The organism is Vibrio sp. 10N.247.310.98, assembly GCF_041467395.1.
GTDB classification, from domain to species: Bacteria; Pseudomonadota; Gammaproteobacteria; order Enterobacterales; family Vibrionaceae; genus Vibrio; species Vibrio crassostreae_C.
Map to the genome: position 1 here is coordinate 1 of NZ_JBFSUL010000020.1, position 26,026 is coordinate 26,026.

Annotated in this window: 22 protein-coding genes and 1 riboswitch; of the genes, 10 read left to right on the forward strand and 12 right to left on the reverse strand. The window is 45.6% G+C overall.

The window, feature by feature from the left end; translation table 11 throughout:
* Positions 1 to 176 precede the first annotated feature (176 nt).
* From hemG to AB6E78_RS10085, 3 genes are read right to left on the reverse strand one after another with little or no spacing between them, the layout of a single operon-like run.
* Positions 177 to 704 (reverse strand): menaquinone-dependent protoporphyrinogen IX dehydrogenase, encoded by a 528-nt coding sequence (gene hemG / locus AB6E78_RS10075; protein ID WP_017058824.1) that lies wholly within the window; start codon positions 702 to 704, stop codon positions 177 to 179.
* A gap of 10 nt (positions 705 to 714) precedes the next feature.
* Positions 715 to 2,172: a TrkH family potassium uptake protein gene (locus AB6E78_RS10080; protein ID WP_008223210.1), complete on the reverse strand. Its 1,458-nt coding sequence runs from the start codon at positions 2,170 to 2,172 to the stop codon at positions 715 to 717.
* Between the two features lie 34 nt (positions 2,173 to 2,206).
* The gene (locus AB6E78_RS10085; RefSeq protein ID WP_017058823.1) at positions 2,207 to 2,830 is read right to left on the reverse strand and encodes a YigZ family protein; all 624 of its coding nucleotides are present in this window, start codon (positions 2,828 to 2,830) and stop codon (positions 2,207 to 2,209) included.
* A gap of 227 nt (positions 2,831 to 3,057) precedes the next feature.
* Between AB6E78_RS10085 and fadB the strand changes: the two genes are divergently transcribed.
* The 3 genes from fadB to AB6E78_RS10100 all read left to right on the forward strand — a co-directional run bounded on the left by fadB (position 3,058) and on the right by AB6E78_RS10100 (position 7,642).
* The gene (gene fadB / locus AB6E78_RS10090; RefSeq protein WP_017058822.1) at positions 3,058 to 5,229 is read left to right on the forward strand and encodes a fatty acid oxidation complex subunit alpha FadB; all 2,172 of its coding nucleotides are present in this window, start codon (positions 3,058 to 3,060) and stop codon (positions 5,227 to 5,229) included.
* 26 nt (positions 5,230 to 5,255) lie between these two features.
* The gene (gene fadA, locus AB6E78_RS10095) at positions 5,256 to 6,419 is read left to right on the forward strand and encodes an acetyl-CoA C-acyltransferase FadA (RefSeq protein ID WP_017058821.1); all 1,164 of its coding nucleotides are present in this window, start codon (positions 5,256 to 5,258) and stop codon (positions 6,417 to 6,419) included.
* A 242-nt stretch (positions 6,420 to 6,661) separates the two neighbouring features.
* Positions 6,662 to 7,642, forward strand: a complete 981-nt coding sequence (locus AB6E78_RS10100) for an MDR family oxidoreductase (RefSeq protein WP_017058820.1) — start codon at positions 6,662 to 6,664, stop codon at positions 7,640 to 7,642.
* 135 nt (positions 7,643 to 7,777) lie between these two features.
* Here the strand turns inward: AB6E78_RS10100 and AB6E78_RS10105 are convergent, their stop codons facing one another.
* Entirely contained in the window at positions 7,778 to 8,719 is a 942-nt protein-coding gene (locus tag AB6E78_RS10105; RefSeq protein WP_017058819.1) for a LysR family transcriptional regulator, read from the reverse strand.
* Between the two features lie 156 nt (positions 8,720 to 8,875).
* Positions 8,876 to 9,061: a hypothetical protein gene (locus AB6E78_RS10110; RefSeq protein ID WP_004736674.1), complete on the reverse strand. Its 186-nt coding sequence runs from the start codon at positions 9,059 to 9,061 to the stop codon at positions 8,876 to 8,878.
* A 149-nt stretch (positions 9,062 to 9,210) separates the two neighbouring features.
* Here AB6E78_RS10110 and tusA point away from each other — a divergent pair, with 149 nt between their 5' ends.
* Complete coding sequence (gene tusA, locus AB6E78_RS10115) at positions 9,211 to 9,462, forward strand: sulfurtransferase TusA (protein ID WP_004736675.1); 252 nt, start codon at positions 9,211 to 9,213, stop codon at positions 9,460 to 9,462.
* Positions 9,463 to 9,545: 83 nt separating this feature from the next.
* On the opposite strand, the gene AB6E78_RS10120 is transcribed toward tusA, so the two are convergent.
* Both AB6E78_RS10120 and AB6E78_RS10125 read right to left on the reverse strand, forming a co-directional pair.
* The gene (locus tag AB6E78_RS10120; RefSeq protein WP_017058818.1) at positions 9,546 to 9,800 is read right to left on the reverse strand and encodes a hypothetical protein; all 255 of its coding nucleotides are present in this window, start codon (positions 9,798 to 9,800) and stop codon (positions 9,546 to 9,548) included.
* Between the two features lie 151 nt (positions 9,801 to 9,951).
* Positions 9,952 to 10,506 carry a TMEM165/GDT1 family protein gene (locus AB6E78_RS10125; RefSeq protein WP_017058817.1) on the reverse strand — a complete coding sequence of 185 codons (555 nt, stop codon included), beginning with the start codon at positions 10,504 to 10,506 and terminating at the stop codon, positions 9,952 to 9,954.
* A 93-nt stretch (positions 10,507 to 10,599) separates the two neighbouring features.
* Positions 10,600 to 10,716: riboswitch (yybP-ykoY riboswitch) on the reverse strand.
* A 210-nt stretch (positions 10,717 to 10,926) separates the two neighbouring features.
* Between AB6E78_RS10125 and glyQ the strand changes: the two genes are divergently transcribed.
* From glyQ to AB6E78_RS10145, 4 genes are all read left to right on the forward strand, one after another.
* Complete coding sequence (gene glyQ / locus AB6E78_RS10130) at positions 10,927 to 11,844, forward strand: glycine--tRNA ligase subunit alpha (protein WP_017058815.1); 918 nt, start codon at positions 10,927 to 10,929, stop codon at positions 11,842 to 11,844.
* Between the two features lie 2 nt (positions 11,845 to 11,846).
* Positions 11,847 to 13,913 carry a glycine--tRNA ligase subunit beta gene (gene glyS / locus AB6E78_RS10135; protein WP_048610822.1) on the forward strand — a complete coding sequence of 689 codons (2,067 nt, stop codon included), beginning with the start codon at positions 11,847 to 11,849 and terminating at the stop codon, positions 13,911 to 13,913.
* Between the two features lie 202 nt (positions 13,914 to 14,115).
* Positions 14,116 to 16,203, forward strand: coding sequence for an alpha-amylase (locus tag AB6E78_RS10140; RefSeq protein WP_372133400.1), 2,088 nt, complete (start codon positions 14,116 to 14,118; stop codon positions 16,201 to 16,203).
* Between the two features lie 254 nt (positions 16,204 to 16,457).
* Positions 16,458 to 17,708 (forward strand): valine--pyruvate transaminase, encoded by a 1,251-nt coding sequence (locus AB6E78_RS10145; protein ID WP_048611244.1) that lies wholly within the window; start codon positions 16,458 to 16,460, stop codon positions 17,706 to 17,708.
* 106 nt (positions 17,709 to 17,814) lie between these two features.
* Here AB6E78_RS10145 and AB6E78_RS10150 read toward each other — a convergent pair whose 3' ends face one another.
* Positions 17,815 to 18,249: an Hsp20 family protein gene (locus tag AB6E78_RS10150; protein WP_009848140.1), complete on the reverse strand. Its 435-nt coding sequence runs from the start codon at positions 18,247 to 18,249 to the stop codon at positions 17,815 to 17,817.
* 142 nt (positions 18,250 to 18,391) lie between these two features.
* On the opposite strand from AB6E78_RS10150, the gene AB6E78_RS10155 reads away from it, so the two are divergent.
* On the forward strand, positions 18,392 to 18,514 hold the full coding sequence (locus AB6E78_RS10155) for a hypothetical protein (RefSeq protein ID WP_267869012.1): 123 nt from the start codon (positions 18,392 to 18,394) through the stop codon (positions 18,512 to 18,514).
* A 239-nt stretch (positions 18,515 to 18,753) separates the two neighbouring features.
* On the opposite strand, the gene gyrB is transcribed toward AB6E78_RS10155, so the two are convergent.
* The 4 genes from gyrB to dnaA all read right to left on the reverse strand — a co-directional run bounded on the left by gyrB (position 18,754) and on the right by dnaA (position 24,925).
* Positions 18,754 to 21,171: a DNA topoisomerase (ATP-hydrolyzing) subunit B gene (gyrB, locus tag AB6E78_RS10160; protein WP_017058811.1), complete on the reverse strand. Its 2,418-nt coding sequence runs from the start codon at positions 21,169 to 21,171 to the stop codon at positions 18,754 to 18,756.
* Between the two features lie 17 nt (positions 21,172 to 21,188).
* Positions 21,189 to 22,268 (reverse strand): DNA replication/repair protein RecF, encoded by a 1,080-nt coding sequence (gene recF / locus AB6E78_RS10165; protein WP_017058810.1) that lies wholly within the window; start codon positions 22,266 to 22,268, stop codon positions 21,189 to 21,191.
* A 53-nt stretch (positions 22,269 to 22,321) separates the two neighbouring features.
* On the reverse strand, positions 22,322 to 23,422 hold the full coding sequence (gene dnaN / locus AB6E78_RS10170; RefSeq protein ID WP_017058809.1) for a DNA polymerase III subunit beta: 1,101 nt from the start codon (positions 23,420 to 23,422) through the stop codon (positions 22,322 to 22,324).
* 81 nt (positions 23,423 to 23,503) lie between these two features.
* Positions 23,504 to 24,925, reverse strand: a complete 1,422-nt coding sequence (gene dnaA, locus AB6E78_RS10175; protein ID WP_017058808.1) for a chromosomal replication initiator protein DnaA — start codon at positions 24,923 to 24,925, stop codon at positions 23,504 to 23,506.
* A gap of 311 nt (positions 24,926 to 25,236) precedes the next feature.
* Here dnaA and AB6E78_RS10180 point away from each other — a divergent pair, with 311 nt between their 5' ends.
* Entirely contained in the window at positions 25,237 to 25,986 is a 750-nt protein-coding gene (locus AB6E78_RS10180; protein WP_009848135.1) for an amino acid ABC transporter substrate-binding protein, read from the forward strand.
* The last annotated feature ends 40 nt before the right edge of the window (positions 25,987 to 26,026 follow it).

Here is a 26,026-nt window from a genome sequence, read left to right on the forward strand (position 1 = left end):
GGCTTGGCTAATTTGGCTTGCTGATTCGTTCTGGTTTCCTAAGAAGCCATCCCGTGTCAGCGAGGTGGCATTATAGAGATTTCGATCACACTGGCAAGCCCTTTTTTAAGTTTTTTTCGTTTTTTTATTCGTTCGATTAAAAAGAACTCAAAACGCCTCAAAAGTAGGCTTTTATCTTACATATTCTTCAGTTTTTCAGTGAACAAAGAGACTTTTTCCCAGTTTGTGTACTCAACTTCCTTCGTTGTATCCGTTTCACCACCTGTCATATTCATAATAAAGCGGATCATGGTTCTATCGAACCAGTTATAACGTGGGTAATAGAGGGCACCTGCAAATACACCGATTAAAGTCGGCTGCCATGGAGACTTGGTAAGGAACTTCTTAATATACGCACTGCCTTCTGGTGTATCTTTGCCTTGGTCTTCTTTACGCGCCGTTAAGTTAACACAGAAGAACGCAACCTTGCTTGATTGCAACTGAGTAAGGTTGGCATCAATAAATTGATATAGCTTCTTATTAAGGTGGCCATAACGAATCGATGCGCCAATCAACACTCTGTCGTACTGAGCAAAGTCCACCTTGCCAATAGTGTGCAGATCTTGAAGCTCACATTCGAACTCACTCATTTCTTCTTTTATATAGTTCAAGATTTTCTTGGTCTGCCCTTCACGGCTTGAATACAAAAATAGAACTTTTGCCACAATGTTGTCCTTAGCTACGCCAAAACGTAGGGGTCAATAAGATTAATAAGGTGAAGATTTCTAATCGGCCAAACAGCATAGATACGATAAGTACCCATTTTGCTTTGTCGTTCACATCGCCAAAGTGCACCGCGACTTCACCAAGGCCCGGGCCAAGGTTATTTAATGTCGCCGCTACCGCAGAGAAAGCACTCAACTCGTCCATACCAGTTGCAATAAGAGCCAGCATACAAACCACAAACACTAATGCGTATGCAGAGAAGAAGCCCCAGACCGCATCTACAACACGTTGTGGTAGTGCAGAACCGCCAACCTTGATGGTATAGACAGCCCGTGGGTGAACAAGACGCTTCATTTCACGAGCACCTTGCAGAGTAAGTAGTAAGATTCGAATCACTTTCATACCACCACCCGTAGAACCTGCACATCCCCCTATAAAAGAAGAGAACAAAAGCAGTACGGGTAAGAACAATGGCCACTCTGAGAAACCCGTCGTTGTAAAACCCGCGGTCGTAGAGATAGACACGGTTTGGAACAAGGCTTGGTCGAAAGCATCGTAGTACGAATCATAAGAGTGATGATTGAGCAGTAATAAGAAACAAACCAAGAACAGTACTGCCTGAATAAAGATAAAGGCGCGGAACTCAGGATCTTTCCAATAATACTTAGGATGCACACCACCTGAAGCAAATGCAGCAAAGTGAAGCGAATAGTTACATGCGGATATAAGAAGGAACACAACTGTAATCATGTTGATCGCAGGGCTATTGAAATACCCCATGCTCGCATCGTGAGTCGAGAAGCCACCAATCGCAATAGTAGAGAAGCTATGACTGATGGCATCAAAGAAGCTCATCCCAGCAAGCCAAAACGCCACTGCACAAGCAATGGTTAAGCTCAGGTAGATGTACCAAAGCGCTTTTGCCGTTTCAGCAATACGCGGAGTCATCTTGCTATCTTTTACTGGACCCGGGATTTCAGCACGATATAACTGCATACCACCGATACCCAGAACAGGGAGGATAGCTACCGCTAATACGATGATACCCATACCACCAAACCATTGTAGGAACTGACGATAAAAAAGAATCGCCTTAGGCAGATCATCGAGGCCGACAATTACGGTCGCACCTGTCGTAGTTAATGCAGAGAAGGATTCGAAGAAAGCATCGGTTACCGATACATTGGGGTTATCGGCGATCAAAAACGGCAGCGCACCCGCACTACCGATTACCGTCCAAAACAGAACAACAATCAAAAAGCCATCACGCGCTTTCAATTCATGCTTATAACGTCGGTTTGGAAACCAGCAAGTTGCTCCACAGAATAAGAGAACGAAGAAGGTCGTCACAAATGGCACACCCGCACCATCTCGATAGATCAGTGCGACGAGCGCAGGAGCAAGCATTGATACACTAAAAAGTGCTAATAATAATCCGACGATTCGAATAATTGAGCGAAATTGCATGAGCTATTGAACGAAGCGAAATGCTTCACACTTCCTAGTTGTCTTTGACTTTCGTTACCAGTGCCTTAGCACCGCTTTTATTGATCATGGTTTGGGTAAACGAATCTACCTGAAGGAGCTCTATTTCAATAATAAGCTCAACTTGAACACCATAATCCGCTTGGACCTCAACAGCCTGATGCTGAGCCATGATGGATTGTGCGATCGGCACAAAGCCATAGTCTAACTCTAGCCGTAATTTTGTGGTTATTTTTTTCTCGATAGTTTGAAGCAGCTTGAGAGCTTGTTGTACGCCACCGCCGTAAGCCTTAACCAAACCGCCGGTTCCAAGCTTAATTCCGCCAGAGTAGCGCGTCACAACAGCCGTTAATTCACCGACACCAGAGCCCGATAGTTGCGCCAAGATAGGCTTACCCGCTGTACCCGAGGGTTCACCATCATCACTGAAACCCCAAAGCATTGAGTCTTCAGGTCGACCAGCAACAAAACCCCAACAGTTATGTCGTGCTGAAGAATGCTCTTTTTTCACCTGTTCTACGAACTGTTTTGCAGCTTCAACACTTGGAGTATGAGCAAGATGCGTAATAAAGACGCTCTTTTTTATCTCTTCTTCAAACAGAGCCGACGCAGAAGGTATTAAATAAGGCTGTTCATTCATATCGTTAACTTAGTTAATAAGAGCGACGAAGTGTATCACGCGTGAATAATAAGGGTTAGAGGATCTGTGCCATCGCACAATGTTAAACAATTGTTTAAAAAATGTATTGAAATTAATCAAGCAGAGGTACAGACTAAGATAACTGGTCTTACCAGGTATTCTACAATAATAGAAAGATAACAAGATTCTCTCAAACAATCGTGGATTGTATGTCATGGAGATAGACAATGATTTACCAAGCTAACACCCTACAGGTAAAGGAATTACAAGATGGTATTGCGGAATTAAGCTTCTGTGCACCAGCCTCTGTAAACAAACTCGACCTTGCTACTTTAGAATCACTAGATAAAGCGTTAGATGCTCTTAATGCTCACGCAGGATTACGTGGTTTAATCTTAACTTCAAACAAAGACGCGTTCATTGTAGGCGCAGACATCACTGAATTTCTTGGCCTATTTGCTAAGCCAGAAGCAGAACTTGATGAATGGTTAAGATTCGCTAATTCAATCTTCAGCAAGCTCGAAGACCTTCCTGTCCCAACTCTTTCAATGATGCGTGGCCATGCCCTTGGCGGCGGCTGTGAATGTGTACTCGCTACCGATTTCCGTATCGGTGACAAGACCACCAGCATTGGCCTACCTGAAACCAAACTTGGCATCATGCCTGGTTTTGGTGGTTGTGTACGCCTACCTCGTGTTATCGGTGCTGACAGCGCAATGGAAATTATCACGCAAGGCAAAGCATGCCGTGCAGATGAAGCGCTTAAAGTTGGCTTGTTAGATGCGATTGTTGAAACAGACCAGTTACTAGAATCGGCAATCAATACCGTTTCTCTGGCTGCTAATGAAAAATTAGACTGGCAGCTACGCCGTAAACAAAAGACATCAGCGCTTTCACTAAGCAAACTCGAAGCGATGATGAGCTTTACCATGGCGAAGGGCTTAGTTGCTCAAAAAGCAGGGCCTCACTACCCAGCTCCGATTACTTCTGTGATTGCGATTGAAGAAGCAGCACGCAGCAATCGCGATGCAGCACTCGACATCGAACGTAAGCACTTCGTTAAGCTAGCGAAATCGGAAGAAGCAAAAGCATTAGTTGGCTTATTCCTGAATGACCAGTACATCAAAGGCTTAGCGAAACAAGCGGGTAAGTCAGCAAACAAAGCAACTGAGCGTGCAGCCGTACTTGGTGCAGGTATCATGGGCGGCGGTATTGCTTACCAATCAGCTCTAAAAGGCGTGCCAGTGATGATGAAAGACATCGCACAAGCATCGCTTGATCTAGGTATGAACGAAGCATCTAAGCTGTTGAATAAACGCTTATCACGCGGTCGCTTAGATGGATTCAAGATGGCAGGTATTCTGTCTTCTATTACTCCAAGCCTGCATTACGCGGGTGTAGAACAGTCGGATGTGATTGTTGAAGCAGTAGTAGAAAACCCGAAAGTAAAAGCAGCAGTACTGAGCGAAGTGGAAGGTTTGGTTGGTGAAGACACGGTTCTAACATCAAACACCTCTACAATTCCGATCAACCTGCTAGCGAAATCACTGAAGCGCCCAGAAAACTTCTGTGGCATGCACTTCTTTAACCCTGTGCATCGCATGCCTTTGGTTGAGATCATCCGTGGTGAACAAACTTCAGAAGAGACCATCAATCGCGTGGTTGCTTACGCAGCGAAGATGGGTAAATCCCCAATCGTTGTTAACGACTGCCCAGGCTTCTTCGTTAACCGTGTACTTTTCCCTTACTTTGGCGGTTTCAGCATGTTGCTACGCGACGGTGCTGATTTCACTAAGATCGATAAAGTGATGGAGCGTAAGTTCGGTTGGCCAATGGGCCCGGCTTACTTACTAGACGTTGTAGGCCTAGACACTGCACACCACGCACAAGCTGTGATGGCGCAAGGTTTCCCAGAGCGTATGGGCAAAGAAGGTCGTGATGCGATTGATGCACTTTACGTTGCTGAAAAATACGGTCAGAAAAACGGTAGCGGTTTCTACACATACAGCGTAGACAAGCGTGGTCGTCCGAAGAAGACCTTCTCTGAAGACATTCTTCCTATCTTGGCTGACGTATGTCAAGCACCACAAGATTTTGATGACCAAACAATTATCCAGCGCGTGATGATTCCAATGATCAACGAAGTGGTGCTTTGTCTAGAAGAAGGCATTATCGCGACACCGCAAGAAGCGGATATGGCACTGGTTTACGGTTTAGGCTTCCCTCCATTTAGAGGCGGCGTATTCCGCTACTTAGACAGTGTGGGCATTGGTAACTTCGTTGAAATGGCGAAAGGCTACCAAGACTTAGGTGCAATGTACCAAGTTCCTCAGCTATTGCTTGATATGGCAGCGAAGGGCGAAAGCTTTTACGACAGCCAACAAGCCAGTTCTCTGTAACCCACATTTGGAAAAGGAATAGCAAAATGAAAAATGTAGTTGTTGTTGATTGCCTTCGCACCCCAATGGGACGTTCCAAAGGTGGAGCTTTCCGTCACACTCGTGCTGAAGATCTGTCTGCACATTTGATGAAAGGCATTTTAGAGCGCAACCCAGAAGTAAACCCTGTCGAAATTGAAGATATTTACTGGGGTTGTGTACAACAAACACTAGAGCAAGGCTTCAACGTTGCACGTAACGCTGCCTTGCTTGCTGGTCTACCGATTGAGATTGGTGCTGTAACAGTCAACCGTTTATGTGGTTCATCTATGCAAGCTTTGCATGATGCAACTCGCTCTATCATGGTTGGTGATGCTGAAATCTGCCTGATTGGTGGTGTGGAGCACATGGGCCACGTACCAATGAACCATGGTGTTGATTTTCACCCAGGCATGTCAAAACACGTAGCAAAAGCGGCCGGCATGATGGGGCTAACCGCTGAGATGTTAGGCAAAATGCACGGTATTAGCCGTGAAGACCAAGATGCATTCGCAGCACGCTCACATGCTCGCGCTCAAGCAGCTACGGTTGAAGGTCGTTTCAAAAATGAAATCCTGCCAACCGAAGCTCACGCTGCAGACGGTTCTCTGTTCACTCTGGATTACGACGAAGTCATTCGCCCAGAGACAACAGTTGAAGGCTTATCCCAGCTGCGTCCGGTATTTGACCCAGCAAACGGCACAGTAACAGCAGGTACTTCATCAGCTCTGTCTGATGGTGCTTCTGCAATGCTTATCATGAGCGAAGAGAAAGCTAACGCACTTGGCCTTAAGATTCGCGCTCGCGTGAAGTCTATGGCTATCGCTGGCTGCGATCCTTCAATCATGGGTTACGGCCCAGTACCAGCAACCCAAAAAGCACTTAAACGTGCAGGACTAACCATTGAAGACATGGGTGTGATTGAGTTAAACGAAGCGTTTGCTGCTCAATCTCTACCTTGTGCTAAAGACTTAGGTCTACTGGATGTTGTTGACGAGAAAGTAAACCTTAACGGCGGTGCGATTGCTCTGGGTCACCCACTAGGCTGTTCTGGTTCTCGTATCTCGACGACGCTAATCAACCTGATGGAAGCACAAGACGTGAAATACGGCTTGGCGACTATGTGTATTGGTTTAGGCCAAGGTATTGCAACGGTATTTGAACGCCCATAGCGTTTACTGACTGTAATATTTGAAGGGTAATCTTTTGTGCAGCTATATTTATATAGCTGCACTTTTTATTGCTTGGCATCCAACAATGCATCGATTGTGTTCAGCTAACTCAACGAGAGAAAAACCAACCCTGACATCTATGCACAAAACGCATATATTCAATGTTGATGTTTCATTATTTTTTCTCGGATGATTCAACTAAAGTTACTTCAGTTTCCTAATATTCCTCCACGGAGCAGATCATGTTTAAAGCACTTGTACTAAACCAAGAAGACAAAAAAACTATCGCGTCAGTTTCTCAAATTGAAGAATCTCAATTACCAGAAGGTAACGTGAAGATTGATGTTAGCTACTCTTCTTTGAACTACAAAGATGGTTTGGCGATTACAGGTAAAGGGCGCATTGTTCGCAACTTCCCTATGGTTCCTGGTATCGACCTTTCTGGTGTGGTTTCACAATCTGATGACCCTCGCTACAAAGCAGGCGACGAAGTGGTTCTAACTGGTTGGGGTGTTGGTGAAGGTCACTGGGGCGGCATGGCTGAGAAAGCAAGCCTAAACGGTGACTGGTTAGTGCCAATGCCTAAAGGTCTAGACGCTAAGAAAGTAATGGCGATTGGTACAGCAGGCTTCACAGCAATGCTTTGTGTTCAAGCTATTGTCGATGCTGGCATCAAGCCTGAAGACGGTGAAATCCTAGTTACCGGCGCAAGTGGCGGTGTAGGTAGCGTATCTATCACTCTACTAAACCAACTGGGCTACAAAGTGGCAGCAGTGACTGGCCGTGCTTCTGTAAACGGTGAACTACTTAAATCACTAGGCGCGACACGTATTGTAGAGCGTGCTGAACTAGAAGAACCAGCTAAGCCACTAGAAAAACAACTGTGGGCTGGCGCTATCGATACGGTAGGCAGCAAAGTGCTTGCGAAAGTATTGGCGCAAATTGATTACAACGGTGCGGTTGCGATGTGTGGTCTAGCTGGCGGTTTTGACTTACCAACCACGGTAATGCCATTCATTCTGCGTAACGTTCGCCTACAAGGTGTTGATTCTGTAATGTGCCCTCGTGAAAAACGTATTAAAGCGTGGGAACAACTGGCTGAGCTACTACCAGAATCTTTCTACGCTCAAGCAACCAAAGAAGTGTCTTTAGACGGTGCAATTCAAGCAGCAGAAGACATCACTAACGGTCAAATCACTGGTCGCGTAGTCATTAAACTATAGGCTCTCAAACATAAAGTTATCAAACCTTAAGCAACAGCTTTAGGCTTGGATAACCCAAAACAACAAAGGGCTGATTTTTATCAGCCCTTTTGCGTTTTTGTCATTCGGGTCAAGTGAACTCAGACTCAGATCCGGTTAACCCAAACCGACATCCGCAATCCGTTTTTGAATCAACTCACCACACTCTTCTTTTACCACTCTTCTTAACCATTGTTGTGAAGCAGAAGAATCGCAACGCGAGTGCCAGATCAGTGAGTAATCAAACGGCATAAATTCAAATGGTAATGGCTTAACAACCAAGTCATAACGCTCTGCTACCAAATAAGCCAAATCAGCAGGCACAGTAATCACCAACGGCATTCTATCGACAATCGCCAATGCCGCTTCAAGGTGATAAGCACGCAGTACCATTTTTCTGGGTTGTTGATTAGCTAAAGCGTTGTCCAATAAAGCCTTAACACCATCACTGATCGCAATCATCGCATGTGGGAGTGAAACATAGTCTGCAAGGCTTAAAGGTTGATCGGCTAATGGATGGTTTTTAGATAACAGACACGACACACCAACCGGCCCCAAGACTTCTTGATGAAGTGGTGCAATGCTGCCACTCGGACGACAGATCGCCATATCAACGCGTTCGGTGCTGAGCTGTTTAAACAAATGCTCATGCTGCAACGGAGCAAACTCCAAAGAGATATTGGGTGCTTGTTCATAAATCTTAGGCAACGCATAAGGCAAGATGGTTTGCATCGCATAATCGGTGGTAGCGATCAGAAAACGTTCGCTGCAATAGTAAGGGTCAAAGTCACTCGGACTCAGCAATTGGCGAAAAGACTCCAAAGGCTGATCAATACGCTGACTGATCTCGAGTGCTTTCTTGGTAGGAATAAGGTGCTGACCTTGACGTGTAAACAACGGATCGTTTAGTAATTCTCTTAAACGCCCTAATACTCGACTGGTTGCGGATTGGCTTAAGTTAAGACGAAGCGCGGCCTGGCTTACGCTGCCCTCTTCAATCAATACCTTTAAAGCGACCAATAAATTAAGGTCTCTACGATAGATGTCTTCTAATTCCACGCCACTTACCTAGCTGTATACGATTGCCATTAGTCACTAAGTTGTTTATAGCATGCTTTAGATAAAAAAAATCCCGCAATTACGCGGGGAAGCCCAAGAAAATTTGGGGATAGTGTCGGAATGTTGTCGTATCGGAATTCGCTTGCTGTATTCGGGTTAGTGCTCTTGCTCTTCGGCTATGCCTTGCCAACGGCGCATCTCTACCCAAATACCAATAATCGTTGCTACTATGCCAAAAATAGGCATCAGTGAGGTCTCTGTCGATGAGCGTAGTACTAACGCACAAAAAGAAATAAAACAGAGAACCGAATAAATTGTTAATCTATCTAATCCTGTCAACATCGCCACTCCTTAGCTAGTTGCCTTTGCTTCAAGTTGTTATCAACTTGTTAACTAAGTTATAGGAAATGATTCTGTTTGCCAAGCACTTATTGCATATTTTTTCTGCAGACGTATTATTCACTCGTTAGATAGATATAGAGATACAAACCATGACATTCAAACCTGAACTGGCAACCCATACTTTAGAAGCTGAAGGCCTGCGTTGCCCGGAACCAGTAATGATGGTCAGGAAGACAATTAGAAACATGCAGGATGGCGATGTGTTACTGGTAAAAGCTGACGATCCTTCGACAACTCGAGATATTCCGAGCTTTTGTCGATTCATGGATCACCAGTTGGTAGGCCAAGCAACAGAAACGTTGCCTTACCAGTATTTGATCAGAAAGGGATTGGAGGCGTAACGCCCCACCGACTATCAAGTATCAAAAAAGCCGCTCGTACCTTATGTTCTTAAACAGAACTCAGAGTACGAGCGGCTTTTTGTTTATTCGCTTCTAGATTTGTTTTGCAGATGCTCCAGCTGATGCTGAATTTCTCGGATATCTTTGCGCATCGGAATAATATGCGCGACCCGAATCCAAGCCTCTACCGCAAGTGCAGTCATGATGATGGCACCCGCGACCATTGGCAGCCACATGTCCGTCAACACCATGCCTAACAGTGTAAGTGCAAGACCAAAAGTAAATAGATAACTTTGGCTTTGTGGAGTAATACCCATATAACGCGTCAACATAATCATGCCCTCGTGTTCTTAACTCACAAGATTAAAATATCATGACAAGTATGACAGTTATATGTCCATTCGCTCGATAAACCCCACAATACTGTAAGAGTATGACCTACAACACATTACTCTACTGATTGAGTATAATAAGACTCAATACCACCTGTTAATAGAAAGCAGCAGCGATAGCTAAACCCACGAATAGCAAGGCTGTGATCTTACGAATCAGATCAAGAGGCATCTTATCAGCAGACAGCTTACCGATGATCACCACAGGCACATTTGCCAGCAACATACCAATGGTTGTACCCAGAATCACCCACGCTAATGCATCCGCATATTGAGCCCCTAGGATAGAGGTCGCAATTTGGGTTTTATCGCCGATCTCAGCAATAAAGAAAGCGATAAAACTGGCGACAAACGGTCCTCGGTTTGAGATCTGTTCATCGTCATCTAACTTATCGGGAATCAAAATCCAGCCAGCCATCGCAATGAAACTGACCACCAGCACCCACTTTAATACTTCAGGTGAAAGATAATCAGCAACCACGACCCCGAGCCATGCTGCAAGGGCATGATTGGCAATGGTGGCAAAGAAGATAGCTGCGATGATAGGTATCGGCTTGCGATATCGACTGGCTAATAAAAGAGATAGCAACTGAGTCTTATCACCGATCTCGGCTAAGGCGACAGTTGTAATTGAAATTGCTAAAACGCTCACGACATGCTCATTTGGGATGGGGATTATTATATTTAACCAAAGACAAACCTCGCGCCCCATCCCGGTTCACGATGCTTGTCTATGGTCTTGCTAAGCACCACCAAGGTGGTGGTTGCCTCGAACGCCATGATGATTTTGCATCAATTATGTTGACGAACGAACTCATTCAATAGGATATGAATAAGTAAGCTACTCCCCAAAGACCGCGAGATTTTAATAGCCCATGCTTTCAAACACAAGTGTCAAAGTTATCAAAATATCCACTTGTGCCGAAAAACAAACATTAAAGGCACAAAAATCCACTAAACGACATTTTAGACCACTAATTAAACAAGATTACCCCTACTCGCTTTACGAATATCTCGGTATACTCAGAGGTTATTTTTCTCATTCATTTAAAAGAATCGCGCGAACCTGACTATGCAAAAATACGATATCAAAACCTTCCAGGGAATGATCCTCGCGCTGCAGGATTACTGGGCTCAAAACGGTTGTACCATTGTTCAACCTCTAGATATGGAAGTAGGTGCAGGCACCTCTCACCCAATGACATGTCTACGAGCACTTGGCCCAGAGCCAATGTCTACAGCTTACGTTCAACCTTCTCGTCGTCCGACCGATGGCCGTTACGGTGAAAACCCGAACCGTCTGCAGCACTACTACCAATTCCAAGTAGCGCTAAAACCATCGCCAGACAATATCCAAGAGTTGTACCTAGGCTCCCTAGAGGTTCTTGGTGTTGACCCACTTGTTCACGACATTCGCTTCGTTGAGGATAACTGGGAAAACCCAACACTAGGCGCATGGGGCCTTGGTTGGGAAGTATGGCTAAACGGCATGGAAGTAACTCAGTTTACTTACTTCCAACAGGTTGGCGGCCTTGAGTGTAAGCCAGTAACTGGCGAGATCACTTACGGTATCGAGCGTCTAGCAATGTACATCCAGGAAGTAGATTCTGTTTACGACCTAGTATGGAACGTAGCACCAGACGGTTCTAACGTGACTTACGGTGACATCTTCCACCAAAACGAAGTTGAGCAATCGACGTACAACTTCGAGCACGCAGACGTAGATTTCCTATTCACTTTCTTCGACCAGTGCGAGAAAGAGTGTAAAGAGCTACTTGAGCTTGAGAAGCCACTGCCGCTTCCAGCTTACGAGCGCATTCTAAAAGCAGGTCACGCATTCAACATCCTTGATGCGCGCAAAGCTATCTCTGTAACAGAGCGTCAACGTTACATCCTTCGTATCCGCAACCTGACTAAATCAGTTGCTGAAGCGTACTACGCGTCACGTGAAGCGCTTGGCTTCCCAATGTGTAAGAAGGAAGGTAAATAATCATGGCGAAGAATTTTCTAATTGAACTGGGTACGGAAGAGCTTCCACCAACAGCACTTCGTTCTCTAGCAGAAGCATTTGCTTCTAACTTTGAAGCAGGCCTTAAAACGGCTGAGCTTTCTCACGAAGGCATCAAGTGGTACGCAGCACCTCGTCGTCTAGCACTTAAAGTAACTGCACTGGCTGAAGGCCAAGCAGACAAAGTGGTTGAGAAGCGTGGCCCTGCTGTTTCTGTGGCATTCGATGCTGAAGGCAACGCGACCAAAGCGGCACAAGGTTGGGCTCGTGGTAACGGTATTACTGTTGAGCAAGCTGACCGTCTGAAAACAGACAAAGGCGAGTGGCTTCTTTTCAAACAAGAAGTAGCTGGCAAACCAGTTCAAGAATTGGTGATGGACATCGCTGCGAAAGCACTGGCTGGCCTACCAATTCCTAAAGCAATGCGCTGGGGTAACTCAGACATTCAATTTATCCGTCCAGTGAAAACACTGACAGTACTACTAGGTGATGAGCTTGTTGAAGGCGAAATCCTAGGCGTAGCATCTGCTCGTACTATCCGTGGCCACCGTTTCATGGGCGAACAAGAGTTCACAATCGACTCTGCTGACCAATACCCTGCGATCTTAGAAGAGCGCGGTAAAGTAATGGCAGATTACGAAGCGCGTAAAGCGATCATCCTTGCTGATTCGCAAAAAGCGGCGGCTGCGGTTGGCGGTACAGCTGACCTAGAAGATGACCTTGTTGAAGAAGTAACGTCTCTGGTTGAATGGCCAGTAGTACTTACAGCGAAGTTCGAAGAAGAGTTCCTAAAAGTCCCTTCTGAAGCGTTGGTTTACACCATGAAAGGTGACCAAAAGTACTTCCCTGTTTACGATGACAACAAGAAGCTACTACCGAACTTCATCTTCGTATCAAACATCGAGTCTAAAGAGCCTCGCCATGTTATCGAAGGTAACGAGAAAGTAGTACGCCCACGTCTTGCTGATGCTGAATTCTTCTTCAACACAGACCGTAAGCGCCCGCTTATCGACCGTCTTGCTGAACTAGACCAAGCTATCTTCCAGAAGCAATTGGGTACTATCAAAGACAAAACAGACCGCATCACAGAACTTGCTGGCTACATTGCTGAGCAAATCGATGCTGACGTTGAAAAGTCTAAGCGTGCTGGCCTACTGGCTAAGTGTGACCTAATGACATCAATGGTATTCGAATTTACGGATACTCAAGGTGTAATGGGTATGCACTACGCGACGCACGACGGTGAAGACGAGCAGGTTGCACTGGCACTTTACGAGCAATACATGCCTCGTTTCGCGGGTGACGATCTACCAAGCACTGGTATCTCTTCAGCAGTAGCAATGGCAGACAAGCTAGACACTATCGTAGGTATCTTCGGTATTGGCCAAGCACCAAAAGGTTCTGACCCATTCGCGCTACGTCGTGCATCACTAGGTGTGCTACGTATCATCGTTGAAAACGGCTACAACCTAGACCTAACAGACCTTATCGGTAAAGCGAAAGAGCTACTAGGCGACAAGCTAACCAACGACAACGTAGAAGCTGACGTTATCGACTTCATGCTAGGTCGTTTCCGCGCATGGTACCAAGATGCTGGTTTCAGCGTTGATATCATCCAAGCGGTACTAGCACGTCGTCCAACTAAGCCAGCTGACTTTGACCAACGTGTTAAAGCGGTTTCTCACTTCCGTGAACTGGAAGCAGCAGAAGCACTAGCAGCAGCGAACAAGCGTGTAGGTAACATCCTTGCGAAATTCGATGGCGAGCTACCTGCTGAAATCGATCTTGCTCTTCTTCAAGAAGACGCAGAGAAAGCGCTGGCTGAAAACGTTGAAGTAATGACAGAAGCACTAGAACCAGCATTCGCGACAGGCAACTACCAAGAAGCTCTAAGCAAGCTTGCTGATCTACGTGAACCTGTTGATGCATTCTTCGATAACGTAATGGTTATGGCTGATGACGAAGCACTTAAGAAGAACCGTCTAACGCTACTGAATAACCTACGTAACCTGTTCCTACAGATTGCTGACATCTCTCTACTGCAAAAATAAGCACAAGTGAGACAATTACTCTAAGTCATACTCTGAGTAATTAACGGTAAACACCCAAAGGGAAGCGAAAGCTTCCCTTTTTGTTTTTGTGAACCAAGCATTTGTTTGTAGAGGTCTTATTGATTAACTGAATGAAACAGCACTCAGACTGTAGAGGGCATTGTTTGCTATAACTGACCTGTTTATTCAGGGGAAGGGAACAATGAAAAAAACAGTACTCGCGCTTTCAATGCTCGCACTCAGCGCATGCAGCCAAACCAGTGACAACAACCTATTACTGACGATTGATAACGACACTGTCGTATTCGAATCATCCGGTAAAGGCACCGTGATTGCAGAACAGGAACTCGCGAAAGGTAGCTATACCTTCTCTATCAGCGATACTCAAAATACCTGTGGCACCAACTATGCGCTGGCCGAAGAGAATCGCATCAAATTCAATAAACCCCTTCGCCTAAACGACTGCGCCGAGAAATCTGAGATCGCCATAAAAGTCTTTCGCGCTAACACTTATCAATTCACGCTCAACCCACAGACCAATGAACTCACGGTTCAGATAAAGCCGAAGCAACAACAAGTTCAAAGCTTTGCCTGCCCTGTACCCAGTGACCAACCAACCACCATCGATGTTACTCAAACCTTTGATGATGGCACCGTGGTAAGAGACGCTCTTTCAGGCAAACAAGTCACAGTAACGAATGGCAGCGTCACCATGCAGCCTGCAGAAAACAGCCAAGGTGTTCTGCTGCTTGAGAAAGTAGAACCAGAAACCAAGGCAGACTTTAGTTGGGATAACGCCACGGTTTACTTCGTAATGACTGACCGTTTCCACAATGGTAATCCTGATAACGACAACAGTTACGGTCGCAGCCAAGATGGACAAGACGAAATCGGCACCTTCCACGGTGGTGACTTGGCCGGATTAACTGAAAAGCTCGATTACATAGAATCACTCGGGGCTAATGCTATCTGGATAACATCTCCGTTAGAGCAAATCCACGGCTGGGTTGGCGGCGGTGATCGAGGTGACTTCAAACACTACGGCTACCACGGCTACTACCATCAAGATTGGACTAAGCTCGATGACAACATGGGCACCGAAGACGAGCTGAAAACCTTCATCGATACCGCGCACAGCAAAGGCATTCGCGTTGTTTGGGATGTGGTAATGAACCACACGGGCTATGCAACGCTTGCCGACATGCAAGAGTTTAATTTTGGTAAGCTCAACCTAACTGATGAGGAAGCAACAAAAACGCTTGGCGAAAACTGGACAGATTGGCAACCCGCTAAAGGTCAGAACTGGCACTACTTCAACAACTACATCTCTTACAGCGACAAAGAAGCGTGGGAAAAGTGGTGGGGCAAAGCTTGGTTGCGCAGCGATATCGGCGCCTATGACTCTCCGGGTTACAATAACCTCACCATGTCTTTGGCGCACCTGCCCGATTTCAAAACAGAGTCGACAGAAACAACCGGGCTGCCTAATTTCTATCGCAATAAGTCCACCAGCACGACCGATGAACTCAAAACACCTCGTGACCATTTAATCACTTGGTTATCAGATTGGGTGCGCGAATATGGTGTCGATGGTTTCAGGGTCGATACCGCTAAACACGTTGAACTCGAAGCATGGGCAGAACTGAAAGAGAGCACCAACCAAGCACTTGCCGAGTGGAAACAGAACAACCCAGACAAGGCCTTGGATGACTTACCCTTCTGGATGACTGGCGAAGTATGGGCACACAGCGTCGTCAAATCAGATTACTTCGCTAACGGATTTGATTCGATCATCAACTTTGAATTCCAGAGTGATATCGCACCAAAGGCGCTCAAGTGCCTATCCGATCTTGATGCTGATTACCTTCGATACTCAGAGAAGATCAACAACGACAGCGAGTTCAACGTACTGAGTTACCTTTCGTCTCACGACACCTCGCTATTCTGGACACAACATGGCAGTGACTTTGCAAAACAAACCAAAGCTGCAAACGCGTTGATGCTGGCTCCCGGTGCGGTGCAGATCTATTACGGTGATGAAATCGCTCGTGATTTCGGCCCAACGGGTTCTGATCCAATGCAAGGCACACGCTCAGACATGCCTTGGGATCAAATCACTGGCGAACGTGCAGAGCTGCTAGAACACTGGCAAGCGCTTGGCCAATTCCGCCAACGCCACCCAGCAGTAGCCCAAGGTAAGCACATCATCCGTAACATCAAGGGCTACTATGCGTTCGAACGCCAATACCAAGATGACAAGGTATTAATCGTTTATACCGGATCGAAGTAAACCTTCATTAACATAAACACCAGAAACTAAAGGGGAAGCTTAGGCTTCTCCTTTTTTTATCGCTAAAGGTACGTTCAATAAGCAAGCTGTCACTCATTAACCAAACTTTATAGAAGTTTTTTACGTGTTAGAGCATTTGGCGCTATGCGTCGCAAAAACATTGCGGTATGTTCAAGGAATACACTGATGGCAGACATAAGGTCTGCCTTAATGACACGTAACAAGCAATCACAATGAATTAGGTAAAATTAGTAATGCAGTTCTCTAAGTTTGGCGAAAAGTTTAATCGATACTCTGGAATCACTCGTTTAATGGATGATTTGAATGATGGCCTGCGCACTCCTGGCGCTATCATGCTCGGTGGTGGCAACCCAGCCGCTATCCCTGCCATGCTCGATTACTTTAACCAAGCCAGTGCCGACATGCTCGCCAGTGGAGAACTCATCGCCGCCCTCGCCAACTACGATGGTCCGCAGGGTAAAGACAGCTTCATCAAATCGTTAGCGGCAATGCTGAAAGAGACCTACGGTTGGGACATCAGCGAGAAGAACATCAGCCTGACTAATGGCAGTCAAAGTGGCTTCTTCTACCTATTCAACCTGCTAGCAGGCCAACAGCCTGACGGCTCACATAAGAAAATCCTACTGCCGATCGCACCGGAATACATCGGCTACGGCGACGCGGGTATTGATGACGATATTTTTATCTCTTACCACCCAGAGATCGAACTGCTAGAAAACCGTCAGTTTAAATACCACGTTGATTTTGAACAACTAAAGGTTGATGACTCAGTCGCGGCTATCTGTGCATCTCGTCCAACCAACCCAACGGGTAACGTACTGACCGACGAAGAAGTGCGTAAACTGGATAAACTGGCGCGTGAAAACAACATCCCACTGCTGATCGACAATGCTTACGGCCTGCCGTTTCCTAACATCATCTTTGAAGATGTCGAACCGTTCTGGAATGAAAATACGATTCTGTGCATGAGCCTTTCTAAGCTTGGTTTGCCGGGTGTGCGTTGCGGTATCGTAATTGCGAGTGAAGAAGTAACACAAGCATTGACCAACATGAATGGCATCATTAGCTTAGCGCCAAACAGTGTTGGCCCTGCAATTGCCAATCACATGATTGAAAAAGGCGATTTACTGCGCTTAAGTAGCGAGGTAATCAAACCTTTCTATAAAGATAAGTCACTACGTGCAGTTGAACTGTTACAAGACGCTATCGACGACCCTCGCTTCCGTATTCACAAGCCTGAAGGCGCTATCTTCTTATGGCTATGGTTTGATGAGCTGCCGATCACCACAATGGAACTGTACGACCGCCTTAAAGCTCGCGGCGTATTGATTGTTCCGGGTGAATACTTCTTTATCGGCCAAGAAGACGAGTGGGATCATGCTCACCAGTGCTTACGCATGAACTACGTACAAGATGATGAGGCGATGCAGAAAGGCATTGCTATCATTGCTGAAGAAGTGAAAAAGGCTTACTCAGAGCAGTAATAAGAGCTTTTAGCTTACCGCAGGTCAAATACAAAAAGAGCACCTCATTAGGTGCTCTTTCACTTTTACTTCCCGATATTTTTTAGCTCTAAGGAGCTAACAGTAATTAGCCTTCTAGTAAACTATTACCATTGATAGCAATCTTACGTGGTTGCATCGCTTCTGGGATTTCGCGTTCGAGGTCGATGTGAAGAAGACCATTTTCCATGCTTGCACCTACCACTTTTACGTAGTCAGCCAGTTGGAATTTACGCTCGAAATCGCGCTCTGCGATACCTTGGTATACGAAGGTTTTCTCTGCTTCTGCTTTACGCTCACCTTTCACAATTAGCATGTTCTCTTTCTGAGTCAGATCTAATTGGTCATCAGCAAAACCAGCGACTGCCATAGTAATACGGTAGTTGTTCTCGTCTTTTTGCTCGATGTTGTATGGAGGGTAACCGCCAGAAGAGTTCTTCGATGTATTCGCTTCCATCATGTTGAATAGACGATCGAAGCCGATTGCGTTGCGGTAAAGTGGAGTGAAATCTACAGTTCTCATAATGCTATCCTTTTAGTAAGCAATAGTCTTAGCTGCGAATTTTACTTGGATCTAACCTGTGTGTGACCCAGTAAACAGCTAAGAGATTCAATTCGCATTCCTCGGGTTTCACCTCTATTGGCGACAACGCTGGGACATGGCAATGAATCAATTTTTAAGTTGTGTGCTGCCAAAGTTATCCTCTATTGAGCGATACTTCGTTAGCGGTAATGAAGGTTCTGTTTCTTCTCTTGTAGAGCAAGACAGTCATCCTCTTCACAAATAGATATATGGATTGAGCAAAATAGTTTCAAGGGGTTATTTTCAATTATTTTTGCAACTCAATATTTTTCAATATCTTACAAACATAAAAAAGCACCATCCAAAGGATAGTGCTTTAACATGATTTTAGTTTTTTGAGACGAAGCTATTTGGCTTTAGTTCAAGGAAGAGGCGCGGAGCATACGAATGTATGTGAGCACCTCTGACACAGAAATTAAGCCAAAGAGCGAAGTATCAAAGAGACTAAACGTCTAGGTTTGCTACTTTCAGTGCATTCTCTTCGATGAAGTTACGACGAGGTTCAACTTGGTCACCCATTAGCGTCGTAAACAACAAATCAGCACCAACAGCGTCTTCAATTGTTACTTGCATCATACGGCGAGTTTCAGGATCCATCGTGGTTTCCCAAAGTTGATCAGGGTTCATCTCACCTAGACCTTTGTATCGCTGTAGGCTTAGACCACGACGAGACTCTTTCACTAACCAGTTCAGAGCATCAACGAAGCTAGAAACTTCTTGAGTACGCTCACCACGCTTAATGTAAGCGCCTTCTTCAATCAAGCCATCAAGAGCTTCAGAAAGATCCGCTAGCTTACCAAACTCTTTAGAGTTAATAAGATCGATGCTTAGTAGGTGTTCATGAGTCACACCATGAGTACGAACCACAATCTTAGGAACGCTTAAGCCTAGCTCTTCGTGTTTTTCAACTTCAAGGCTGTATTGGCTTGCACCTACTTCTTTCGCGTTTAGCTGTTCAACAAGCTGCTTACCCCAAGCTTCAACTGCCGCGTCATCATGACACTGCTCGGCCGTTAGACGAGGAACGTAAATCAGTTCGTGAACCAATGCGCGTGGGTAACGGCGGCTCATACGATCAACAAGCTTGATGCCTGCATTGTATTGCTGAACAAGCTTCTCTAAACCTTCACCTGCAAATGCTGGCGCTTCAGGGTTTACGTGCAGTTCTGCGTTGTCTAAAGCCAAAGATACTTGATACTGGTTCATCGCATCTTCATCTTTAATGTACTGCTCTTGCTTACCTTTCTTCACTTTGTAAAGTGGCGGTTGAGCAATGTAGATGTAGCCACGTTCAATCAGCTCTGGCATTTGACGGTAGAAGAACGTCAGTAGCAGGGTACGGATGTGAGAACCATCGACATCGGCATCGGTCATGATGATGATGTTGTGGTAACGCAGTTTATCTGGGTTGTATTCGTCACGACCAATACCACAACCAAGAGCGGTGATTAGCGTTGCTACTTCTTGAGAAGACAGCATTTTATCGAAACGTGCTTTCTCTACGTTAAGGATTTTACCTTTCAGCGGTAGGATTGCTTGGTTCTTACGGTTACGCCCCTGCTTAGCTGAACCGCCAGCAGAGTCTCCTTCCACAATATATAGTTCAGACAGTGCAGGATCTTTTTCCTGACAGTCAGCAAGCTTACCAGGAAGACCCGCTAAATCTAATGCGCCTTTACGACGAGTCATTTCACGAGCTTTACGCGCTGCATCACGAGCACGTGCTGCATCAATAATTTTAGAACAAACTGTTTTCGCTTCACCTGGGTTCTCAATAAGGAACTCAGACAACTTCTCACCCATTGTAGATTCAACGGCAGACTTCACTTCTGAAGAAACCAGCTTATCTTTAGTTTGGCTTGAGAACTTAGGATCAGGCACTTTAACAGAAACAATCGCCGTCAGACCTTCACGAGCATCATCACCAGAGGTCGCAGTCTTCGCTTTCTTAGAGAAGCCTTCCTTGTCCATGAAGCTGTTCAGAGTACGCGTTAGCGCCGCACGGAAACCTGCTAAGTGAGCACCACCATCGCGTTGAGGGATGTTGTTGGTGAAACAGTAGATGTTTTCTTGGTAGCCGTCATTCCACTGCATCGCAACTTCAACGGTAATACCGTCTTCGCGCTCAGAGTTAAAGTGGAAGATTTTTTGGATGATTGGCGTTTTGTTAGTATTAAGGTGTTCAACAAACGCTTGGATACCGCCTTCGTATTCGAAGTGATCCATTTTGTCTTCTTCGCGCTCGTCAATTAGCTTAATTGATACACCTGAGTTCAAGAATGATAGCTCACGTAGACGCTTAGCTAAAATGTCGTAATGGAACTCGATGTTAGTGAAGGTTTCTTCACTCGGCCAGAAACGAATCTCTGTACCTGTTTTATCCGTGTCACCGATAACCGCTAGTGGCGCTTGAGGCTCACCGTGGCTGTAGGTTTGAGTGTGGATTTTGCCACCGCGGTGGATAGTAAGAGTAACTTGCTTAGAAAGTGCGTTAACTACTGAAACACCAACACCGTGCAGACCACCAGATACCTTGTACGAGTTATCATCGAACTTACCACCAGCGTGAAGAACCGTCATGATTACTTCGGCTGCAGATACGTTTTCTTCTGGGTGCAATTCTGTTGGAATACCACGGCCGTCATCGCTCACAGACACAGAACTATCTTCATGGATAGTTACAATGATGTCATTACAGTGACCAGCTAGCGCTTCATCAATAGAGTTATCTACCACCTCAAAAACCATGTGGTGCAGACCGGTACCATCATCCGTGTCGCCAATGTACATTCCAGGACGCTTACGTACCGCATCCAGACCCTTCAGTACTTTAATACTCGATGAATCGTAATTATCTGACATAGTTACTCTCTGACTAATTATCCTTGCTCTATTTTGCCATGTTCCACATGAAACATCCTGCTATTTTCGTCATGCATATCTGCAATCTGATCAGCGGTAATAGAGCTTACAAAAACTTGAGCCTGGGTCGCCTTTAAACACTCAGCAAGACGTGCTCGGCGTTGGCTATCTAATTCGGAAGCGAAGTCATCTATCAAATAGATGCACTGCTTACCTGTCATTTGAGTGAGGTGTTGCCCTTGTGCTACTCGTAGCGCGCACACCATCAACTTCAATTGACCTCGTGACAAGACATCTTCCACTGGAGTGCCGTTCACTTTTATCTTCAGATCCGCTTTGTTTGGCCCACTAAAGGTGTAACCAAGCTGCTGATCCCTTTCAAAATTCTTTTCTAATATATCGGCGTACGGGGTGTCTTTGTCCCAGCCACGATAGTAGTTAATCTTTATCTCAAACTCAGGAAGAAAGGTCGCACAGATTTCTTCGGCGACTTCTTTGAGCTGATCAACGTAGGTGGCACGCCACTGACTGATGCTTTCTGCTAAACGGGCCAATTCTTGGTCCCAATAGCTCAGCTCTCGATAGTGCGTTGCCGTTTTCAATAAGGCGTTTCGCTGCTTATTGAGGCGCTTTACCCTGCCCCACGCATCATAAAAGCCCGACTCACTGTGGAAGACTCCCCAATCAATGAATGCTCGGCGATGCTTAGGTCCATCGGTTAGTAAATCAAACCCTTCAGGGTGAATCAACTGCAAAGGTAAGACTTGAGCTAACTGAGCCAACTTTTGCCCAGTTTGACCGCTTATTTTAACCTCTGTCGTGCCATCGCGCTGCTTATTAATGCCAATTGGCAGCTCAAATTGATCCGAGGTCATAAAACGGCCATGTACAAACAGCTCACTACACTCGTTTTGTATGATACGACCGGTAAGTGAACTCTTGAATGAGCGACCATGTCCGAGCAGATACACAGCTTCAAGGACACTGGTTTTGCCGCTTCCGTTAGCCCCTATAAGAAAGTTAAAGCCTGATGACGGTTGAATGTCACAGGCTTCAATATTTCTAAACTGCTTAACGATTAAGCGCGATAAAGGCATAACGTCTTCATATTAATCTTCAATCACGACTCGGTAGGTCAACATAGGGCTGCTTATAAGCGAATTGGCATAACAACGTACATCGCGCTGTCATCTTGTGCGTTCTCGATAAGAGCACTCGCATTGGCGTCTGACATTGAGATGCGAACCTGTTCACAACGCAGTGTGTTCAGAACATCCAATACGTAGCTTACGTTGAAGCCAATCTCTAGCGCGTCACCGTCGAAGTTAACATCGAGAACTTCTTCTGCTTCTTCTTGCTCTGGGTTGTTCGCGGTAATGCGCATCTCGCTATCCGCAAGGTTAACGCGAACACCACGGAATTTTTCATTCGATAGAATCGCAGCACGAGAAAATGCTGAACGTAATTCATCACAGCCAGCTTCAAGTGTCTTGGTGGTATTTTGCGGCATTACGCGGCGATAATCAGGGAAACGACCATCAACCAGCTTAGAAGTGAAGACATAGTTGTTCACTTCAGCTCGCACGTTAGAGTTACCAATTTGCAGTGTTACTGGCTGTTCAGGTGCATCCAATAGCTTCACTAACTCTTGAACACCTTTACGAGGAACAATGATCTGCTTCTGAGCAAAATCCGCACCCAGTTGTGCTTGAGATACTGCCATACGGTGACCATCGGTCGCTACGCTGCGCAGGATAGAGCCTTCAATCTCAAACAACATACCGTTGAGGTAGTAACGAACATCTTGGTTCGCCATTGAGAATTGTGTTTTCTCGATAAGACCGCGAAGTTCAGCTTGTGTCACTGACACTTCAACTTCACTGCTCCAGTCTTCAATATTTGGAAAATCTGCCGCAGGTAATGTTGCTAAAGAGAAGCGGCTACGACCAGAGCGAACCTGAATACGGTCACCATCCAATACCACCGTGATCACTGAGTTATCTGGCAAACCGCGACAGATATCTAGGAACTTACGTGAAGGTACGGTAATGCTGCCCGCTTCGAAATCACCTTCAAGCGTTACACGGCTGATCAATTCAACTTCTAGATCCGTCGCTGTCATCGACAACACGTTATCTTCTACTTTAATCAGTAGGTTTCCTAGAATTGGAAGCGTTGGCCTGCCACCGAGTGCGCCAGATACTTGTTGTAATGGCTTAATCAGGTGACTACGTTCAATGGTAAATTTCATATCTTGCTCTTACGGTCTAAATGGCACTGCGTAATAGTACGTGGCCAAGATTCTGCTTATTAAGGTTAAGAATACTGTGTATTAAGAAGAAAGGGTACGAATCAAGTTCGAATAATCTTCTTTAATGTCGTGGCTCTCTTCACGCAGCTGAGCAATCTTACGACAAGCATGCAGTACCGTCGTGTGGTCACGACCACCGAATGCATCGCCAATCTCAGGCAAGCTGTGGTTTGTTAGCTCTTTCGCCAGTGCCATCGCCAATTGACGTGGACGAGCAACAGAACGAGAACGACGCTTAGACAATAGATCAGCGACTTTGATTTTGTAGTACTCGGCTACTGTCTTTTGAATGTTATCAATAGTGACCAGTTTTTCTTGCAGGGCAAGTAAGTCACGCAGTGCTTCACGCACGAAATCGATCGTGATCGGGCGGCCAGTGAAGTTTGCATTCGCAATAACACGGTTCAATGCGCCTTCCAGTTCACGAACGTTAGAGCGTAGACGCTTGGCAATAAAGAACGCCACTTCATCCGCAAGGTGAATTTGGTGGTCTTCGGCTTTCTTCATCAAGATCGCAACACGTGTCTCAAGCTCTGGTGGCTCAATCGCTACCGTCAAACCCCAGCCGAAACGAGATTTAAGACGATCTTCTACCCCGTTGATCTCTTTTGGATAACGGTCAGACGTTAGGATGATCTGTTGATTGCCTTCAAGCAGCGCGTTAAAGGTATGGAAGAACTCTTCTTGAGAACGCTCTTTATTAGCAAAGAATTGGATGTCATCGATAAGCAATGCATCAACACTACGGTAGTAGCGCTTAAATTCTTCGATCGCGTTGTTTTGCAGAGCCTTTACCATATCCTGAACAAAACGCTCTGAGTGCATGTAAACCACTTTCGCATTCGGCTTATTATCAACAATGGCGTTACCCACCGCATGCAACAAGTGCGTTTTACCTAAACCAGTGCCGCCGTATAGGAACAACGGGTTGTAGGCTGTACCTGGGTTATCAGAAACCTGACGTGCCGCAGCCAAACCGAGTTGGTTCGACTTACCTTCAACAAAGTTATTGAACTTATGTTTTGGGTTCACGTTTGAGCGGTGATTCAAGTCAACCGCGACAGGCTCTTCATCACGCCAGATATTATGGACAGGTTTGCGAGCTTGTAATTGCGCAGGTGCTGATGACTCAGCGGCCACATCAGCTGCAGTGCGAGTCTGAGTTGGTGTCGGTGTCGCAGGCTTTGGTGCAATCACACGCTTGCTTCCCACTTCAAAATGAAGATGTGGGATATCGTTACCGCAATATTCTTGCAGCAGACGGTTAATGCTATTTAGATACTTATCACGAACCCAATCGAGTACGAAACGGTTCGGTGCAAATAGAGTTAGAGTATTGTCATTGAGTTCCGCTTGTAACGGACGAACCCACATACTGAATTCTGTAGCTGGTAACTCTTCTTGAAGCTGTTGCAAACACTGCAACCAAAGCGAAGATGACACGGTGCCCTCACTCTATTTAAAGTAATATGAAATGACCGCTAATTTTACCTGTTGATAAGTCAGATCACCAGCAATTGATCACAGATCCAGTGAATAAGATCCAAGTTATTCACAATAAATTTGTAATTTATCGGTGGATCCACACATCTTGCCCCTAATTTACTCACACAATGATCCACTTATGCCCGGATCCTTGCTAGTTATCCCCAAATCGGGAATTCAATCTGGTTATGGTTAATAACATCTGGTTATTTATTCTAGTGAGCATTTTCCCAGTAACATCCAACCCCATAAATATAAGGAGTTACCAAATGAATAACTGGATTAAGGCTGCAATTGCGGCTATCGCACTCTCTGCTGCTACTGTTCAAGCTGCGACTGAAGTTAAAGTCGGCATGTCTGGTCGCTATTTCCCGTTTACGTTCGTTAAACAAGACCAGCTACAGGGTTTTGAAGTGGATTTATGGGATGAGATCGGTAAGCGTAACGATTACAAGGTTGAATACGTAACGGCAAACTTCTCTGGTCTGTTTGGTCTTCTTGAAACGGGTCGCATCGATACCATTTCAAACCAAATTACAATGACGGATGCACGTAAAGCGAAATACCTATTCGCAGACCCATACGTAGTAGACGGCGCACAAATTACCGTTCGTAAAGGTAATGACAGCATTAAAGGCATCGAAGACCTTGATGGCAAGACGGTTGCGGTAAACCTAGGCTCAAACTTTGAACAACTGCTTCGCAGCTACGACAAAGATGGCAAGATCAATGTAAAAACCTACGATACAGGTATTGAACATGACGTGGCACTGGGTCGTGCCGATGCATTCGTAATGGATCGCCTATCAGCACTAGAGCTTATCAAGAAGACTGGTCTACCATTACAACTAGCAGGTCAGCCATTCGAAACAATTGAAAACGCTTGGCCTTTCGTCGACAACGATAACGGCAAAAAACTGCAAGCAGAAGTAAATGAAGCATTAGCAGCAATGCGCGCAGATGGTACGCTAGAAAGTATCTCTCAGAAATGGTTTGGTGCGGACATTACTCAGAAGTAATTACTCACTTTCTCCATTCAAGGCCCACTGCTTTATACAG

Coding starts and splice junctions, on each gene's coding strand:
- AB6E78_RS10080 (WP_008223210.1), bottom strand. CDS start 2,172: ATGCAATTTCGCTCAATTATTCGAATCGTCGGATTATTATTAGCACTT.
- AB6E78_RS10085 (WP_017058823.1), bottom strand. CDS start 2,830: ATGAATGAACAGCCTTATTTAATACCTTCTGCGTCGGCTCTGTTTGAA.
- fadB (WP_017058822.1), top strand. CDS start 3,058: ATGATTTACCAAGCTAACACCCTACAGGTAAAGGAATTACAAGATGGT.
- fadA (WP_017058821.1), top strand. CDS start 5,256: ATGAAAAATGTAGTTGTTGTTGATTGCCTTCGCACCCCAATGGGACGT.
- AB6E78_RS10100 (WP_017058820.1), top strand. CDS start 6,662: ATGTTTAAAGCACTTGTACTAAACCAAGAAGACAAAAAAACTATCGCG.
- AB6E78_RS10110 (WP_004736674.1), bottom strand. CDS start 9,061: ATGTTGACAGGATTAGATAGATTAACAATTTATTCGGTTCTCTGTTTT.
- tusA (WP_004736675.1), top strand. CDS start 9,211: ATGACATTCAAACCTGAACTGGCAACCCATACTTTAGAAGCTGAAGGC.
- AB6E78_RS10120 (WP_017058818.1), bottom strand. CDS start 9,800: ATGATTATGTTGACGCGTTATATGGGTATTACTCCACAAAGCCAAAGT.
- glyQ (WP_017058815.1), top strand. CDS start 10,927: ATGCAAAAATACGATATCAAAACCTTCCAGGGAATGATCCTCGCGCTG.
- glyS (WP_048610822.1), top strand. CDS start 11,847: ATGGCGAAGAATTTTCTAATTGAACTGGGTACGGAAGAGCTTCCACCA.
- AB6E78_RS10140 (WP_372133400.1), top strand. CDS start 14,116: ATGAAAAAAACAGTACTCGCGCTTTCAATGCTCGCACTCAGCGCATGC.
- AB6E78_RS10145 (WP_048611244.1), top strand. CDS start 16,458: ATGCAGTTCTCTAAGTTTGGCGAAAAGTTTAATCGATACTCTGGAATC.
- AB6E78_RS10150 (WP_009848140.1), bottom strand. CDS start 18,249: ATGAGAACTGTAGATTTCACTCCACTTTACCGCAACGCAATCGGCTTC.
- AB6E78_RS10155 (WP_267869012.1), top strand. CDS start 18,392: ATGAATCAATTTTTAAGTTGTGTGCTGCCAAAGTTATCCTCTATTGAG.
- gyrB (WP_017058811.1), bottom strand. CDS start 21,171: ATGTCAGATAATTACGATTCATCGAGTATTAAAGTACTGAAGGGTCTG.
- recF (WP_017058810.1), bottom strand. CDS start 22,268: ATGCCTTTATCGCGCTTAATCGTTAAGCAGTTTAGAAATATTGAAGCC.
- dnaN (WP_017058809.1), bottom strand. CDS start 23,422: ATGAAATTTACCATTGAACGTAGTCACCTGATTAAGCCATTACAACAA.
- AB6E78_RS10180 (WP_009848135.1), top strand. CDS start 25,237: ATGAATAACTGGATTAAGGCTGCAATTGCGGCTATCGCACTCTCTGCT.